At 72.5% G+C, this 14,357-nt stretch carries 16 protein-coding genes; 5 read left to right on the top strand and 11 right to left on the bottom strand.

Annotated elements, in window-relative coordinates:
- Positions 1-29: 29 nt before the first annotated feature.
- Together ACH4S9_RS20505 and ACH4S9_RS20510 are read right to left on the bottom strand one after the other, a co-directional pair.
- Positions 30-1,454 carry an RICIN domain-containing protein gene (locus tag ACH4S9_RS20505; RefSeq protein WP_398373477.1) on the bottom strand — a complete coding sequence of 475 codons (1,425 nt, stop codon included), beginning with the start codon at positions 1,452-1,454 and terminating at the stop codon, positions 30-32.
- A 130-nt stretch (positions 1,455-1,584) separates the two neighbouring features.
- A complete protein-coding gene (locus tag ACH4S9_RS20510) occupies positions 1,585-3,579 on the bottom strand; it encodes a BTAD domain-containing putative transcriptional regulator (RefSeq protein WP_398373478.1) in 1,995 nt (664 codons plus the stop codon).
- 467 nt (positions 3,580-4,046) lie between these two features.
- Here ACH4S9_RS20510 and ACH4S9_RS20515 point away from each other — a divergent pair, with 467 nt between their 5' ends.
- Positions 4,047-4,724, top strand: coding sequence for a response regulator transcription factor (locus ACH4S9_RS20515; protein ID WP_398373479.1), 678 nt, complete (start codon positions 4,047-4,049; stop codon positions 4,722-4,724).
- Here ACH4S9_RS20515 and ACH4S9_RS20520 read toward each other — a convergent pair.
- Both ACH4S9_RS20520 and ACH4S9_RS20525 read right to left on the bottom strand, forming a co-directional pair.
- Positions 4,639-6,183, bottom strand: a complete 1,545-nt coding sequence (locus ACH4S9_RS20520) for an ATP-binding protein (protein ID WP_398373480.1) — start codon at positions 6,181-6,183, stop codon at positions 4,639-4,641. The genes ACH4S9_RS20515 and ACH4S9_RS20520 overlap by 86 nt on opposite strands.
- A gap of 3 nt (positions 6,184-6,186) precedes the next feature.
- Positions 6,187-6,861, bottom strand: coding sequence for a response regulator transcription factor (locus tag ACH4S9_RS20525; protein WP_311725534.1), 675 nt, complete (start codon positions 6,859-6,861; stop codon positions 6,187-6,189).
- 185 nt (positions 6,862-7,046) lie between these two features.
- Here ACH4S9_RS20525 and ACH4S9_RS20530 point away from each other — a divergent pair, with 185 nt between their 5' ends.
- Positions 7,047-7,340 carry a hypothetical protein gene (locus ACH4S9_RS20530; protein WP_311725535.1) on the top strand — a complete coding sequence of 98 codons (294 nt, stop codon included), beginning with the start codon at positions 7,047-7,049 and terminating at the stop codon, positions 7,338-7,340.
- Positions 7,341-7,386: 46 nt separating this feature from the next.
- On the opposite strand, the gene ACH4S9_RS20535 is transcribed toward ACH4S9_RS20530, so the two are convergent.
- The 3 genes from ACH4S9_RS20535 to rpmB all read right to left on the bottom strand — a co-directional run bounded on the left by ACH4S9_RS20535 (position 7,387) and on the right by rpmB (position 8,355).
- Positions 7,387-7,527, bottom strand: a complete 141-nt coding sequence (locus ACH4S9_RS20535; protein ID WP_311725536.1) for a hypothetical protein — start codon at positions 7,525-7,527, stop codon at positions 7,387-7,389.
- Positions 7,528-7,813: 286 nt separating this feature from the next.
- A complete protein-coding gene (gene rpsN, locus ACH4S9_RS20540) occupies positions 7,814-8,119 on the bottom strand; it encodes a 30S ribosomal protein S14 (protein ID WP_311725537.1) in 306 nt (101 codons plus the stop codon).
- The gene (gene rpmB, locus ACH4S9_RS20545) at positions 8,119-8,355 is read right to left on the bottom strand and encodes a 50S ribosomal protein L28 (RefSeq protein ID WP_311725538.1); all 237 of its coding nucleotides are present in this window, start codon (positions 8,353-8,355) and stop codon (positions 8,119-8,121) included. Before rpmB ends, rpsN begins: the two co-directional genes overlap by 1 nt.
- A gap of 85 nt (positions 8,356-8,440) precedes the next feature.
- Here rpmB and rpmG point away from each other — a divergent pair, with 85 nt between their 5' ends.
- Genes rpmG through ACH4S9_RS20560 form a run of 3 tightly spaced genes read left to right on the top strand, consistent with a single transcriptional unit; the run spans position 8,441 to position 10,031 of the window.
- On the top strand, positions 8,441-8,605 hold the full coding sequence (gene rpmG / locus ACH4S9_RS20550) for a 50S ribosomal protein L33 (protein WP_216346459.1): 165 nt from the start codon (positions 8,441-8,443) through the stop codon (positions 8,603-8,605).
- Positions 8,606-8,610: 5 nt separating this feature from the next.
- A complete protein-coding gene (locus tag ACH4S9_RS20555) occupies positions 8,611-8,868 on the top strand; it encodes a type B 50S ribosomal protein L31 (RefSeq protein ID WP_361188372.1) in 258 nt (85 codons plus the stop codon).
- A complete protein-coding gene (locus tag ACH4S9_RS20560) occupies positions 8,865-10,031 on the top strand; it encodes a GTP-binding protein (RefSeq protein WP_311725540.1) in 1,167 nt (388 codons plus the stop codon). The genes ACH4S9_RS20555 and ACH4S9_RS20560 overlap by 4 nt, the downstream gene beginning before the upstream one ends.
- A 54-nt stretch (positions 10,032-10,085) precedes the next feature.
- Here ACH4S9_RS20560 and ACH4S9_RS20565 read toward each other — a convergent pair whose 3' ends face one another.
- Genes ACH4S9_RS20565 through ACH4S9_RS20580 form a run of 4 tightly spaced genes read right to left on the bottom strand, consistent with a single transcriptional unit; the run spans position 10,086 to position 14,356 of the window.
- Complete coding sequence (locus tag ACH4S9_RS20565; protein WP_311725541.1) at positions 10,086-10,349, bottom strand: UBP-type zinc finger domain-containing protein; 264 nt, start codon at positions 10,347-10,349, stop codon at positions 10,086-10,088.
- Positions 10,350-10,389: 40 nt separating this feature from the next.
- Positions 10,390-13,029, bottom strand: coding sequence for an ATP-dependent chaperone ClpB (gene clpB, locus ACH4S9_RS20570; RefSeq protein ID WP_311725542.1), 2,640 nt, complete (start codon positions 13,027-13,029; stop codon positions 10,390-10,392).
- Complete coding sequence (locus tag ACH4S9_RS20575; protein WP_385337018.1) at positions 13,020-13,388, bottom strand: chaperone modulator CbpM; 369 nt, start codon at positions 13,386-13,388, stop codon at positions 13,020-13,022. Before ACH4S9_RS20575 ends, clpB begins: the two co-directional genes overlap by 10 nt.
- A complete protein-coding gene (locus ACH4S9_RS20580) occupies positions 13,385-14,356 on the bottom strand; it encodes a DnaJ C-terminal domain-containing protein (protein WP_385337021.1) in 972 nt (323 codons plus the stop codon). The genes ACH4S9_RS20575 and ACH4S9_RS20580 overlap by 4 nt, the downstream gene beginning before the upstream one ends.
- Position 14,357: the final 1 nt, after the last annotated feature.

The following is a 14,357-nucleotide window of genomic DNA, read 5'->3' on the forward strand; positions in this document are numbered from 1 at the left end:
GCCACGGGCAGCCGAGCCGGGACGAGGGCTCAGGAGCGGGTGAAGTACCACTCGTGGTTGTTGAGATTCTCCGGTGCGCACGGCCAGATGATCAGATCGCGCGTCTGGTCATCCGGCCCGTACGAGTCCAGACAGGTGTTGTTGCTGGCGAAGTTGCGGATCCAGAACCGGCCGTCCGCCTGCTTGTCCAGCCACCACAGCTGGTTGTCGGCGGTCGTGCCGTTGCACGGGAACTCCGTCACCTTGGTGGCGTTCCCCGCGGCCCCGTAACCGGGCAGGTCGAGGCACATGCCGTCCATGACGTTGCGGATCTGGAACAGGGGAACCCCGCCGGGGCCCTTGCTGTCGTACCTCTTCTCCACGTTCCACAGCTGGTTGTCGTCGGGGTTGCTGTTGCAGGCCGACTGGTGGATCGGGCCGTCGGGGTTGCCGCTGGTGAAGCCCGGGACATCGACGCAGGTGCCGTTCGTGTTGTTCTTGATCAGCACCCGGGTCAGCACGGCCGGCAGATTGCTGGGGGCCTTCTTGCGCACGGAGGTCTTCTTCTTCTCCTCCTCCTTCGCCGTGGGGGAGGAGCTGGGCGGTGACGGGTCCGCGGCCTTCTCCTTTGCCGGGGAGGGGGACTCCTTCTCCTTTTCCTTCTCCTTCTCCTTCTTCTCGGGCTTGCTCTTCTTGGGAGACGGGGATTCGGCGACGAACTCGCCCGCCCGGCCCCCGTCGTCGTCCAGCACGGTGTCGGCGGAGCTGGAGGAGGCCACCTTCTTGCTGTCGTCGTCGTCCTTGCCGGTGGCCATGATGAGCAGCGGCACGGCCACGAGAATGGCCCCGGCCATGGCGGCGCCGGCGAGGAGGGGCTTCTTCGGGCGGCCGGAGAGGCCGCCGTCCGCGTCGGGGGAGTCGCCACCGGGGCCGATGGTCGTGGCGGCGGCGGCCGCGGCGGCCCCGTCGGGCCGACCGTCGGCGCCGGACACCGTGGCGACCCTGCCCCAGCCACGGCGGGCCTTCGGGGCGGGGGCACTCTCCTCCGACCGGGCGCTGTCCTCCGACCGGCCTTCCGATTCCGCCTTCTTACCGCTCACGGTCTCGGCTTCGGTCTCAGCCTCGGGATCGGGATCGGGATCGGCCTCGGGTTCGGCCTCGTCGTGGCCGTCCGTGGTCGCTGAGGCGGAGGAGGAGGCGGCTCGCGCGGTGGTGGTGGTGCTGGCGGATGTCTTCTTGCCGGTGAGGTGTTCCTCGACGGTCGCCGCGTCGGGCGAGTCGGCACTCTCACCGGCGGCGGAACCAGCGGCCTTGCCGGTGGCCTCGCCGGTGGCGGACGACTCGCCGGACGCGGACGCGGACGCGGACGCGGAACCGCGTGGCGAAGGCGACTCCGGCTCGGGCGACGCGAAGAACGCCGCGGCCGGCTGGCCGCTGGACGTCGTGTCGTCACCGGTCCGGTGCTGATCGGACATGAGCTTCTCCTCGTGGCCACCGGACCCGGGTCCGGTGGCGGTGGGGGCTTGACGGGGGATGTGATGGCAGAGGGGACGGGATGACCGGGCGCTCACCGGCCCGGACATCGCGCCGGAACCAGGAGCGGGCTCAACGGCCCTGGTCCGGCGACGGATGACGGATCCGGTCCTGGTCCGACACCGGCGCCATCGGGCCCGCCGCGCGAAGTTGCCGGGCGAGCCGCTCCGGGTCGGTGTCTTCCCGGGCTGCCAGCTCGCGGGCGAGCGCGGCGTGCAGCAGTTGTCTGGAGGACGGGGTGAGCGTACCCAACACGACTTCGCGGGCCAGCTCGGGGAAGCGGTAGCGCCCGGTGTCACACTGGCCGGGGTCCGTGTCCCAGACCAGCACACGGGCGGTGACGGCGGCGTCGATCAGCGGCAGCAGCCGGTCCCGCGCCATGCCCTGGACATCGGCGAGCAACCCGATGTCCAGGTGCGGGCCGTCGGCGGCGGCGTAGGTGAGCATCGTCCTGGCGGGGGCGGACAGTTCGGCGAGCCGCGCCTGGACGACGCTGCGCACGGCGGCCGGCACCTGCGCCGCGGGTCCCACGCGCCGGTCCGGCGGCAGCTTCAGCAACTCCCCGAGCGTGAAGGGGTTGCCCTCGGCGCGCCGGTGCAGCGCCGCGGCCTCCTCGGCGGAGGAGCGCTCGCCGCGGGCGGCGAGCAACTCGCCCACATCCGCGGCGGACAGCGGCTCCAGGTGCAGCCGGGTGGCGCCGTGCCGGGCCAGCTCCGCGAGCAGCCCGCTGGCCGCGGGGTCGTCGGCGTTCCGCAGGGCGCACACCACGGCGACCGGGGCGTCGCGCAGCAGGGCGGTGAGCCGGCGCAGCAGGTCGTGGAAGTCCGGTGGCGCCCAGTCGAGGTCGTCGACGACGCACAGCGCGGGGCCCCGGTTGAGTTCCCGTACGAGCGCGGCGAGCCGGTCCTCGTCGGGCCGGGCCTCGGCGGGGGTGTCGTCGGGGCCGGTGCCGGACCGCTTCCGGCGCAGCGCGTCCAGGAGTTGGGCGGCGGGGCACACCAGGGAGATGCCGTGGCTCTCGCTGAGCGCCTGGCCGCCGCTGGCCCGCGCCACGGCGAACCCGGCCTGCTCGGCCCAGGCGGACACCTGGTCCAGCAGCCGCGTCTTGCCGGACCCCGGCTCCCCCGAGACCACGGCCCACTGACCGCGCCCCGCGCCCGCGGCGCGCAACAGGGCGGTGAGGCGCGCGCTCTCCTCGGACCTGCCCACCAACGGGGCGTCGGCGGGACCGGCTTCGGCGCCGGGCAGGGTGGCGGAGTTCAGGGTGACCGCGGGTCCGGTCGAGTGGGGCTCGCCGAGGACCCGGGTGTCGTGCCGCAGGATGGCGGTGTGCAGATCCGACAGTCCGGGGCTGGGGTCGAGGCCGAGCTCCTGGGCCAGAAACGTGCGGAACCGCTCGTACTGCCGGAGCGCCTCGACGGACCGCCCCGCCCCGTACAGCGCGCGCATCAGCAGCGCCCATGAGGACTCGCGGAGCGGGGCGCTGATGGTGAGTCCCTCGGCGACGCCGATGGCGCGCTCCAGGTCGCCCTGTTTGATGAGGATGGTGGCCTGGAGCTCGATGGCGTCCTGTCGCGCGGTGTTGAGCCGGGCCGTCTCGCGCGCCGCGAAGTCGAGTTCGGCGGTCTCGCCGAGCGCCTGGCCGCGCCACAGTCCCAGCGCCCCCTCTATCTCCTTGCTCGCGACGTCGAGTTGGCCTCGCCGCATGGTGTCCCGGGCCCGTGTCACGGACTCCTCGAAGCGGGTGGTGTCACGCGCCTCGCGGGGCACCTTCAGGGCGTACCCGGCGGGGCCGTTGACCAGCAGCGTGGACCGGCCGCCCCGCACGGGCTCCAGCACCGAGCGCAGTCTGCTGATGTGCGCGCGTACGGAGGAGATGGCCCCGGTCGGCTGGGAGCCCTGCCATACGTCCAGGCAGAGTTGGCGCAGGGAGACCGGCCGTCCGTCCTCGATGAGCAGTCGTATCAGCAGCACCCGTCGCTGCCGTGGCCCCAGGGCCAGCGCCGTGCCGTCCCGTGTCACCTCTACCGGGCCCAGCAGGCTGTACCACGTGGAGTGATCGTGCACCGAGATCCTTCCCTGCCAGCACGCGTTGGGTCCTCCCTCGGCCCGCGCGCGGCAGGGGACGAGGGAAGGGGCTGCCGTGCGGGTGAGTTGTCCGACAGGGACCGGATGGCCCTCTGGGTGTCTCCACCACAGGGCGCAGGCGACAAGCCCAGATACTCCGCCTGCGACGCTATAGAGGCACTTTGGGCAGGTCCAGGTTCATCGGGGCAGCGAGTTTTGGTCTTTCGGGCAGCGCCGCGCGGCCGTCGCCGCGCGAAGGACGCCGGAGGCGGGACCGTGGCGGGGGCGCCGCGGCGATCACTTTCGCCGCGCTGTTTCCGAGTGTTTCCCTAGCGTTTTTGTCGTATGGGTTACCGGCGGTATCGAAGCGATAAAGAAGGATTTGAGTACGCGGGCGTCGATGGCGGCTGGCGTATGATCAAAACCGGAATCGCGTGGTCCGTTTCGCGGTGGACAGAGGGAGTACATTGGGCGCCTCTTTAGAGCCGGTGGATCCCCGGTCGGCGACGACGGACTCCCGGCGCAGAATCTCGGTCGTCGTCCACGCGCGGGATCCGATCTCCCGGGAGGGGGCGATCGGCCAGCTGCGGCACCATCCCGAGATCGTCCTCCTCGACAAGTCGGACGCCCGGGCGGGCGATGTGGTCATGCTGCTCACCGACTCGATCGACGCGGCCACGCTCGCCGGTCTGCGCCGATTCGTCCATGACGCCGGGCTGCGCGTGGTCCTGGTCGCGAGCCTGATCCGCCGGGCCGAGCTGCTCGATGTGATCGAGTGCGGTGTCGGGGTCATCGTCTGGCGCCGCGAGGCCACCGGACACCGACTGCTCCAGGCGGTCCTCGCGGCCTCCCGCGGCGACGGCGACCTCCCCGCCGATCTGATCGGCCAACTGGTCAGCCAGGTAGGTGCGTTGCGGCCTGGCGCGCTCGGCCAGCCCGGGGGCCGGCCGCTCGGTCTGACCCCGCGTGAGACCGACGTCCTGCGGCTGGTCGCGGAGGGGCTGGGCACCGGAGAGATCGCCGCCAAACTCTCGTACTCGGAACGGACCGTGAAGAACGTCATCCAGGGCCTGACGACCCGCCTGGGCCTGCGCAACCGCGCCCACGCCGTGGCCTACGCCCTGCGGGAGGGGTATATCTCCTGACGGAGCGCCCGGGGCGATCGTCCGGTCGGCCGCCCGGCGGCGAAACGGGCAGCCGCAGCACCAGCCGGGCCCCCGGACCGCCGTCCTCCACGGATGCCCGCCCGCCGTGCCGGGTGACGATCTCCCGCACGATGGCGAGCCCCAGCCCGGAGCCGCCGGCGTCCCGGCTGCGCGCGTCGTCCAGACGGGTGAACCGGTCGAATACCCGCTCGCGGTCGGCGGGTGGGATGCCGGGGCCGTCATCGCGGACACACAGGACCGCTTCGCTGTCCGTGGCGGCGAGAGTGACCTCTACCCGGCGGTGGGCGTGCCGGACGGCGTTGTCCAGGAGGTTGCGCACGGCGCGCGACAGGGCGTCGGGATCCCCGCGGATCCGGGCCGGCTGAATCCGGCCACAGGCGACGGACACCTCGGGGTGGGCGTGCGGCCGTCGGACTTCCGCCTCTACCAGGTCGTCCAGGTCGACCTCCGTCTCGCGCAGCGCGCCCCTGGTGTCGAGCCGGGCCAGGTGTACGAGGTCGTCGACGAGCGCGCCGAGCCGGACCGTCTCCTCCAGCATGCCCGGGATTCTGGCCGACAGATCGGCGCGGGGATGCCGGGCGGCGGTCTCGAGCTCCGCGCGCACGGCGGCCACTGGGCTGCGCAGCTCGTGCGCGGCGTCCGCCACGAACTGCCGCTGCCGGGCGGTCGCCTCGTCGAGCCGTTTGAGCAGATCGTTGAGGGTCTCGCCGAGGCGTCGTACCTCGTCGGTGTTCGGCGGCAGGTCGAGCCGCCGGTGCAGGTCGGTGGTGGTGATCTCGGCCGCCTGCCGGCGCAGCCGCTCCACCGGCCCCAACGCGCGCCCCGTGATGTGCCATCCGGCGGCGGCGAGGAGGGCCGTCAGGGTCGGCAGACCGACGGCCAGCTCGGCGGTGAGCGTGTGCACGGCGTGGTCGACCGGGGCCGTGGGAAGGCCGACGTACACGGTCTTGCGCGCATCCGCCGGGCCCGCCGACAGGGCGGCGACGCGGTAGGTGTCGTTGTCGCCCAGCGGTACGCCGCGCACGCTGTAGACCGACGGTTCGCTGTCCGGGGCGGCCGGCCTCACATGGAACAGAGCGTGTTCTCCCGCCACGTTCTCCGACGCCGCGACCACCCGGCCACGGCTGTCGACCACCTGTGCCACGTCGTCCCCGGCGCCGGAGGCGGGCAGCGGCTGCACGGGGCGGCCCTTGTCCAGGGCGGTGGCGATGATCAGTGCGCGCTGGCGGGCGCTGCCGTCCAAGCCGTGCATGAGCGAGCCGCGTTGGCTGATGAGAAGGAGCACGGCGGCCAGGGACAGGCCGAGCGCGGCGACGAGCGTGGCGGCCGCGGTCAGCCGGGCGCGCAGGCTGAGTCTGCGCCAGTGGGGGAACGGCCGGTGGCGCGGCGCCACCGCTCCGGCTCGGCCGGAGCGGACAGGTGCGGGGATGCCCGGCACGGTTCACCTGTCGTCGGCGAGCCGGTACCCGGCCCCCCGGACGGTCTGGATGGTGCGCCTGCCGAAGGGTTCGTCGATCTTGCGGCGCAGATAGCCGATGTAGACCTCGACGACGTTGGGGTCGAGGTCGAAGTGGTCCGTCCAGACGTGGGTCAGGATGTCCTGCTTGCTCAGCACCTCTCCCGGACGGCGCACCAGGCACTCGAGCAGCGAGAACTCCCGCGTGGTCAGCTCGACGGGGACGGTGCCGCGCCGACAGGTGCGATCCCCGGGGTCGAGGCGGAGATCGCCGACACGAAGGACGGCGGGCCTGGGGCGCCCGCCCCGCCGCATCAGGGCGTTGAGCCGGGCGGTCAGCACGACATAGGAGAAGGGCTTGGTGAGGTAGTCGTCCGCCCCGATGTCCAGGCCGTCCGCCTCGTCGTACTCCCCGTCCTTGGCGGTGAGCATGAGGACCGGGGTCCAGTTCTCCGCCGCTCGCAGCCGTCGGCACACGTCGTAACCATTGAGCCGGGGCAGCATGATGTCCAGGACGACGACGTCGTACGAGGTGTCCGCCGCCCGCAGGAGACCTTCCTCGCCGTCGACGGCAAGGTCCACGGCGAACCCCTCGGCCGTGAGCCCGTGCACCAGAGCCCGCCCGAGCGCGGGATGGTCCTCGACGACCAGGACGCGCATGGCACGTCTCCCTTCCAGGCGCCGCCTCACTTTTCCGGAGCGCCCACCTCCACCGTAGGCATGCGCAGCTGAGAAGAGGCTGAGAACCCCGCCGTCTCCGGTCTCAGCTTCCCCTCAGCCGGGGTGGCGCAGGATTGCCGCATTCCGGATGGACGGTCCATCCGGTAGCGAAAGCGAAGGTGATCATGAACACGCGCAAGAAGGCCGCCGTCCTCGCCGCATCCACCGCAGCCATTGTCACGGCCGTGATCGGAGGAGGCGCCGCGGTGGCCTCCGCGGCTCCGGCGCACCACGCCACGTCCTCGGTGTCCGCCACGGCGACACAGAAGCCCACCCCTCCGGGCCCGAAGAGCGACGGTGAGCAGGAGAAGAAGGGCGAGCAGGAGAAGAGCGGCGAGCAGGAGAACCAGTCGGACGGCCCCGGCGGCCACGCCGACACCTCGGCCAACGCGGAGCACGAGTTCGAGGGCGACGAGTAAGCGAGGGGCGGAGAGGACGCGTAAGAGGGAACAGGCGTCCCGGCGGTCAGCTCGCGGGGAGCGAGACGACGAATCTCGCTCCCCGCGCGGCCGCGTCCAAGCACAGATCCCCGCCCGCGCCGCGGGCCTGGTACACATCGCGCAGTCCGTGGTCGTCCTCGACGACCGTACCCGGGTGAACGGTCACCGACCCAGTATCACCCGCCACCCGGTGTGCCCCGGGGCCGGCCGCGCAGGCGTTCAGGCTGCGTACAGGTCGGGGGTGACAGGGTCGGGGGCCATGACACCCGAGATGCGGGAGGTCACCGAGCGGGACCGGGCCGTCCCGCCGACGGCTTGATCGCGGACTCCGGTACGACGATTCACCCGTTCACGTGTTTTGGGACAGCTGCGCCATGGTGGACCCGGGCGGCTATTGCCCGCGGCGGCGGTGGAGGCCGACCTGGCTCCCGCGCGCCGAGCCGGGGCGCGGGTTACCAACTGCTCTTGAACACCCCGGGGAGTTCGCCCGCGTGCGCCAGCTCGCGCAGGCGGATCCGGGACAGGCCGAAGGCGCGCAGATGGCCGCGGGGGCGGCCGTCGATGGAGTCGCGGTTGCGCACCCGGGTGGCGCTGGCGTCGCGCGGCTGGCGGCGCAGTTCCCGCTGGGCGGCGGTGCGTTCGTCGTCGGAGCTGTCGGGGGCGGCGATGATCGCCTTCAGCTCGGCGCGGCGCTCGGCGTAGCGGGCGACGATCGCGCGGCGCCGCTCATTCTTGGCGATCTTGCTCTTCTTCGCCATCAGACCTTTCCTCCCGTGGCGCGGATGCGGGCCACGGCGGCCTCGATGCCGATCGCGTCGACGGTCTTGACGCCCTTGGCGCTCAGGGTGAGCCGGACGTGGCGGCCCTCGCTCGGCAGCCAGTAGCGCTTGCGCTGGATGTTGGGGTCGAACCGGCGCTTGGTGCGGCGGTGTGAGTGGGAGACGTGGTTGCCGAAGCTGGGTTGCCGACCGGTGAGTTGGCAGTGGGCGGACATGGTCCCTCTCGCTCTGGTGGGGTGCTGATGGTGGCACCCTAGCCGCTTATGAAAATGAAAACCAACTCCATGTATGCTGTCGGGCATGGCACGGAACGAACTACGCCCGATCATCAAGCTGCGGTCCACCGCCGGCACCGGCTACACCTATGTGACCCGCAAGAACCGTCGCAACGACCCCGATCGGATGACCCTGCGCAAGTACGACCCGATCGCCGGCCGCCACGTCGACTTCCGCGAGGAGCGCTGACCGCCATGAAGCCCGGCATCCACCCCGAGTACCGGCCGGTCGTCTTCCGCGACCGAGCCGCCGACTTCGCCTTCCTCACCCGCTCCACGGCCACCGGCGACAAGACCGTCGTCTGGGAGGACGGCAACACCTACCCGGTCATCGACGTCGAGATCTCCTCGGCGAGCCACCCCTTCTACACCGGCAACCAGCGGGTCGTGGACACGGCGGGCCGCGTCGAGCGCTTCGAGCGGCGCTACGGGCGCGGACGGGGGAACCGATGAGCGGGACCGAGACGCGGCTCGCCGTCGCGATCGTGGGCGGGCTGCACGCCGACGCCCGGCGCACCGCCGTCCGGGAGATCCTGCGCACGGTGCCCGGCTCCGTCGCGCTGCATCACGACTTGTCGTCCGCCGCCGACGGCGCCGTGCGCCGCACCGTACGAGACGGCCGAGGCCTGCTCGGCGCGGGCGACGCGCCCCTGGTGAACGACTGCGCGTGCTGCGCCCTGCGCGAGGACCTGGTCCCCGAACTGCTGCGGCTGGCTGACGGCGGCGGCCACCGGTTGGCCGTCGTCGAGCTGTGGGACTCCGTCGAGCCCCAGGCCGTGGCCGCGGTCATCGCCGCCGAGGGCGAGCCCCTGAAGCTGACCGGGGTGGCCACCGCGGTCGACCCGGCCCTCCTCGTGCCCTGCCTCACGGACGGGGACGACCTCGCCGAGGCCGGTCTCGCCGCCGCACCGCGCGATCAGCGCACCATCGCCGACACCTTCGCCCGGCAGCTCGAATACCCCACGGTGATCGCCGTGTTCGAGGGCGGTGCGGCCGACCGGCCCTCGGACGACGGCGACCACGCCCTGCTCGCCCAGCTCACGCCCGGCGCGCGGCGCGTGCGTACGAGCGAGGCGGCCCTGGGCCCCGCCCTGCTGGTCGGGTTCGATGTGGCGGCGGCGGCCGCCCGGCAGCATCCGGCGTGCGCGCTGTTGCCGCAGGAGTGTGATGAACACGGGGTGAGCACCGTGGTCTGGCGGCGCGAGCGGCCCTTCCACCCGGGGCGGCTCTACGCGGCGCTGGAGGACCTGACCTGCGCCGCCGCCCGCAGCCGCGGACGCTTCTGGCTGGCCGACCGCCCCGACACGCTGCTGTCGTGGGACGCGGCGGGCGGCGCGCTGTGCGTGGAGTCGGCCGGGCCCTGGATGGCCGCGCTACCGGCGGCGGCCTGGGAGATGGTGCCCGCCGAGCGCCGGGTCGCGGCCTCGCTGGACTGGCACCCCCGGCACGGCGACCGCCGCCAGCACCTCACCTTCACCTCACCCGGCCTCGACCGCGACGGCCTGCTGACCCTGCTCGACTCGTGTCTGCTCACCGACGCCGAGTACGCGGCGGGGCCGGACGGCTGGAGGAAACTGCCCCGCGCCTTCGACGAACTGCTCGACCCGGTGGCCTGAGCACCCACCGGCTCTCCCCGAAGGATCCGATTGCAGGGGGTGCCGTTGCCGCGGTCAGACCAGCGCCTCGTGGACGAAGCACCACCGCCAGTCCTCACCCGGCTCCATCGGCTCCATGATCGGGTGCTCCTCGGCGAACGCGTGGGCGCGGGCGTGCCTGAGCGGTGAGGAGTCGCAGCAGCCGACGTGGCCGCAGGTCAGGCAGAGCCGCAGATGCACCCAGGGGGTCCCAAGGCGCAGGCACTCCTCGCAGCCCTCGGGGGTGCGGGCGGTGACATCGCGGATCATGGAGAGATGCGGGTCCCGCTCTGTGGCCATGTCGTTCGCTCTTTCTGTCGTGACGTCGTCTCCTGCGGGTTCATCCTGCCCTGCCCGCTCCCGCGAGCTCCGGCTGCCGGTAGGTGACCACCAGCTCCCCGTGCCGGCCGTCGACGCGCACCGTCGCGCCGTCCTGGACGTCTCCGCTCAACAGGGCGCGCCCGATGAGGGTTTCGACCTCGTGGGAGATGAAGCGGCGCAGCGGCCGCGCCCCGTACACGGGGTCGTAGCCCTCGTGGGCGATGACCTGCCGGCCGGCCTCGGTGAGCTCGACGGCGATCCGGCGCTCGGCGAGGCGCTGCCGCAACTCCTCGAACTGGAGATCCACGATCCGCTCGATCTGGGGCTCGCCGAGCGGCTTGAACAGCACGATGTCGTCGACCCGGTTGAGGAACTCGGGGCGGAAGTGCGCGCGCAGCTCGCTCATCACCAGGCCGCGGGCGTCCGGCTTGAGCTCTCCCTCGGAGGTGACGCCGTCGAGGAGGTACACGGACCCGATGTTGGAGGTCATGATGAGGATGGTGTTGCGGAAGTCGACCACCCGGCCCTGGGCGTCGGTGATCCGCCCGTCGTCGAGCACCTGGAGCAGGGTGTTGAAGACGTCGGTGTGCGCCTTCTCGACCTCGTCGAGCAGCACCACCGAGTAGGGCTTGCGGCGCACCGCCTCGGTGAGCTGGCCGCCCTCCTCGTAGCCGACGTATCCGGGCGGCGCGCCGAGCAGCCGGCTGACGGTGTGCCGCTCCTGGTACTCGCTCATGTCGAGGCGGACCATGTTCTCCTCGGTGTCGAACAGGGTCGCGGCCAGCGTCTTGGCCAGTTCGGTCTTGCCGACGCCGGTGGGGCCGAGGAAGATGAACGACCCGATCGGCCGGCGCGGGTCCCGGATCCCCGAGCGGGCCCGGATGATGGCGTCGGCGACCGCCTTGGTCGCCTCGTCCTGGCCGATGACCCGCTCCCGCAGGATTTCGTCCAGCCGCAGCAGCTTCTCCCGTTCGCCCTCCTTGAGCCGGGAGACGGGGATGCCGGTCCAGGCGGAGACGATGTCGGCGATCTCGTCCTCGGTGACGACCTCGCGCAGCAGCCGGTGCCGGCCCTGCTTGGCGGCCAGCTGCTCCTCCTCGGCGGCCAGCCGGCGCTCCAGCTCCTGGAGCCTGCCGTAGCGCAGTTCGGCGGCGCGGTTGAGGTCGTAGTCGCGCTCCGCCTCCTCGGCCTCGCGGCGCACCTCCTCCAGCTCCTTGCGCAGCGCCTGGACCCGGCGGATGGACTGCCGCTCGGCCTCCCACTGGGCGTGTTTGGCGTCGGCATCGGCGCGCAGGTCGGCGAGTTCCCGGCGCAGCTCCGCCAGCCGCGCCGCGCTGGCCGGGTCGGTCTCCTTGGACAGCGCCGCCTCCTCGATCTCCAGCCGGGTGACCCGGCGGGTGATCTCGTCCAGCTCGGCGGGCATGGAGTCGATCTCGGTGCGCAGCCGGGCGCATGCCTCGTCGACGAGGTCGATGGCCTTGTCCGGCAGGAACCGGTCGCTGATGTAGCGGTGGCTCAGGGTGGCGGCGGAGACCAGGGCGGTGTCCTGGATCTTGACGCCGTGGAAAACCTCCAGACGTTCCCGCAGACCGCGCAGGATCGAGATGGTGTCCTCCACGGACGGCTCGTCCACCAGCACCTGCTGGAAGCGGCGCTCCAGCGCGGCGTCCTTCTCGATGTGCTTGCGGTACTCGTCGAGGGTGGTGGCGCCGATCATGTGCAGCTCGCCGCGGGCCAGCATGGGCTTGAGCATGTTCCCGGCGTCCATGGCGCCCTCGGCCGCCCCGGCGCCGACCACGGTGTGCAGCTCGTCGACGAACAGCAGGATCCTGCCCGAGGCGGCCTTGACCTCGCTGAGCACGGCCTTCAGCCGCTCCTCGAACTCGCCGCGGTACTTCGCCCCGGCCACCAGGGACCCCATGTCGAGGGCGAAGATGGTCTTGTCGCGCAGCCCTTCGGGCACGTCCCCGCGCACGATGCGCTGGGCCAGGCCCTCGACGATGGCGGTCTTGCCGACCCCTGGGTCGCCGATGAGCACCGGGTTGTTCTTCGACTTGCGGCTGAGGATCTGGATGACCCGGCGGATCTCGGCGTCCCGGCCGATGACCGGGTCCAGCTTGCCCGTGCGGGCCTCGGCCACCAGGTCTCGGCCGTATTTCTCCAGGGCCTCGTACGCCACCTCGGGGTTGGCGGAGGTGACCCGCTGGCTGCCGCGGACCTGGGTGAGGGCGTTCAGGAACGCCTCCTTGGTGACGCCGTGCTCCTTGAGCACCCGCCCGGCCGGGGTGGCGGCCCCCTCGTCGGTGAGCGCCAGGACGAGGTGTTCCACCGAGACGTACTCGTCCTTGAGCCGCTTGGCCTCCTGCTCGGCGGTGTCCAGCAGTCTGGCCAGGCGCTGGGTGATGAAGACCTGCCCGGGGGCGGCGCCGGGGCCGGTGACCTTCGGCCTGCGGGCCAGGTCGGCCTCCAGCATGGTGCGCAGCGCCGCGGGGTCGGCGCCCACCTGGTCGACCAGCCGGGGGACCAGCCCCTCGGGCTGGTCGAGGAGCGCGAGCAGCAGGTGTTCGCCGTCGACCTCGGTCTGGCCGAGCCGCAGGGCCCTGGTCTGGGCGTCCTGAACGGCTTCCTGGGACTTCTGGGTGAGGCGGTTCATGTCCATGGGGGTTTGTCACTCCTCGCGCCGCCGCGGCGCAGCGCGGCCTCGAGCCGGCCGATGCGGTCGAGCAGGTCGAGCACCAGGCCGATGGATGCGTAGTTCAGACACAGTCCGGTGCGCAGCCGCTCCACGCGGGCCAGCGTCGCCGGGGCGGCCTCGGGGAACACCAGCCGTCCCGCCGCGTCGCGCTCGGCCTCGACCAGGCCGAGGGCGACGAAGCGCCGGACCAGTTCGGGGTGGAGCCCGGCGCGGCTGGCCACGGTCTCCAGGGTGAGCCGGCGCGCGGGCACCAGCGCGTACTGGACGGAGGCCACGGGCGCGGACCGCGCGGCCGCCCGTGCCTTCGGCGGGTGGGTGCTCATGGCGCGCTCCTGGGGTCGAAGGAGGAGGTGGCGGCGAGCTCTTCGAACAGCTCGCGCTCCCGGTCGGTGGGGTGGGGCGGCACCATGACGCGGATCTCGGCGTAGAGATGGCCGCTCTGGCCGCCGGGGTTCGGCAGACCCTCGCCGCGCAGCCGCAGCCGGCGGCCGCTGGAGGACCCGCCGGGGACCGACACCTTCGCCGTGCCGCCCGGGGTGGGCACGGGGACGGTCGCGCCGAGCGCCGCCTCCCAGGGCGTCACCGGGAGCGTGACGTGGACGTTCCGGCCGTCCAGCCGGAACCGCGGATGGGGCTGGATCCGCACCCGCAGATACAGGTCCCCGGCGGGGGCGTCACCGCTGCCGCGGCCGCCCTGCCCGGCAAGCCGGATGCGCTGCCCATCGGTGACGCCTGCGGGGACATCGACCTGGTAGCCGCGCTGCCCCGAGGGGCCGGCCAGGGTGACGGTGCGGCGGCCGCCGCGGTAGGCGTCCTCCACGGTGAGCGGCAGCTCGGCCTCCTGGTCGGCCCCGGGCACATGGACGCGCCCCGCTCCGGGCCGCGCGCCGCCGCCGCCGAAGAACGCGCCGAACAGGTCCTCGAAGTCGGCGCCCGTGCCCTGGGCGTCCTCGCCGAAGCCACGGACGAACCGCACCCGGCCGCCGTCCCCCGAGGTCGTCCAGGACCGGAAGCCGCCACCGGCGCCACCCCCGGCTCCGGCGCCGACCCGCTCCTCCCAGTCCTCCGGGATCTTGCGGAAGTCCTCGCCGAACCGGTCGTAGCGGGCCCGGGTGCCGGGGTCGGAGAGCACGCTGTAGGCCTCGTTGAGCTCCTTGAACCGCTCCTCGGCCGCGGGGTCCTTGTTGACGTCCGGGTGGTGCTTGCGGGCCAGATTGCGGTACGCCTGCTGGATCTCCTCGGGGCTCGCGCCCCGCGAGACCCCCAGCACCTCGTAGTAGTCCCGTGCCATG

This window comes from Streptomyces sp. NPDC021225 (assembly GCF_044332865.1).
Lineage (GTDB): Bacteria > Actinomycetota > Actinomycetes > Streptomycetales > Streptomycetaceae > Streptomyces.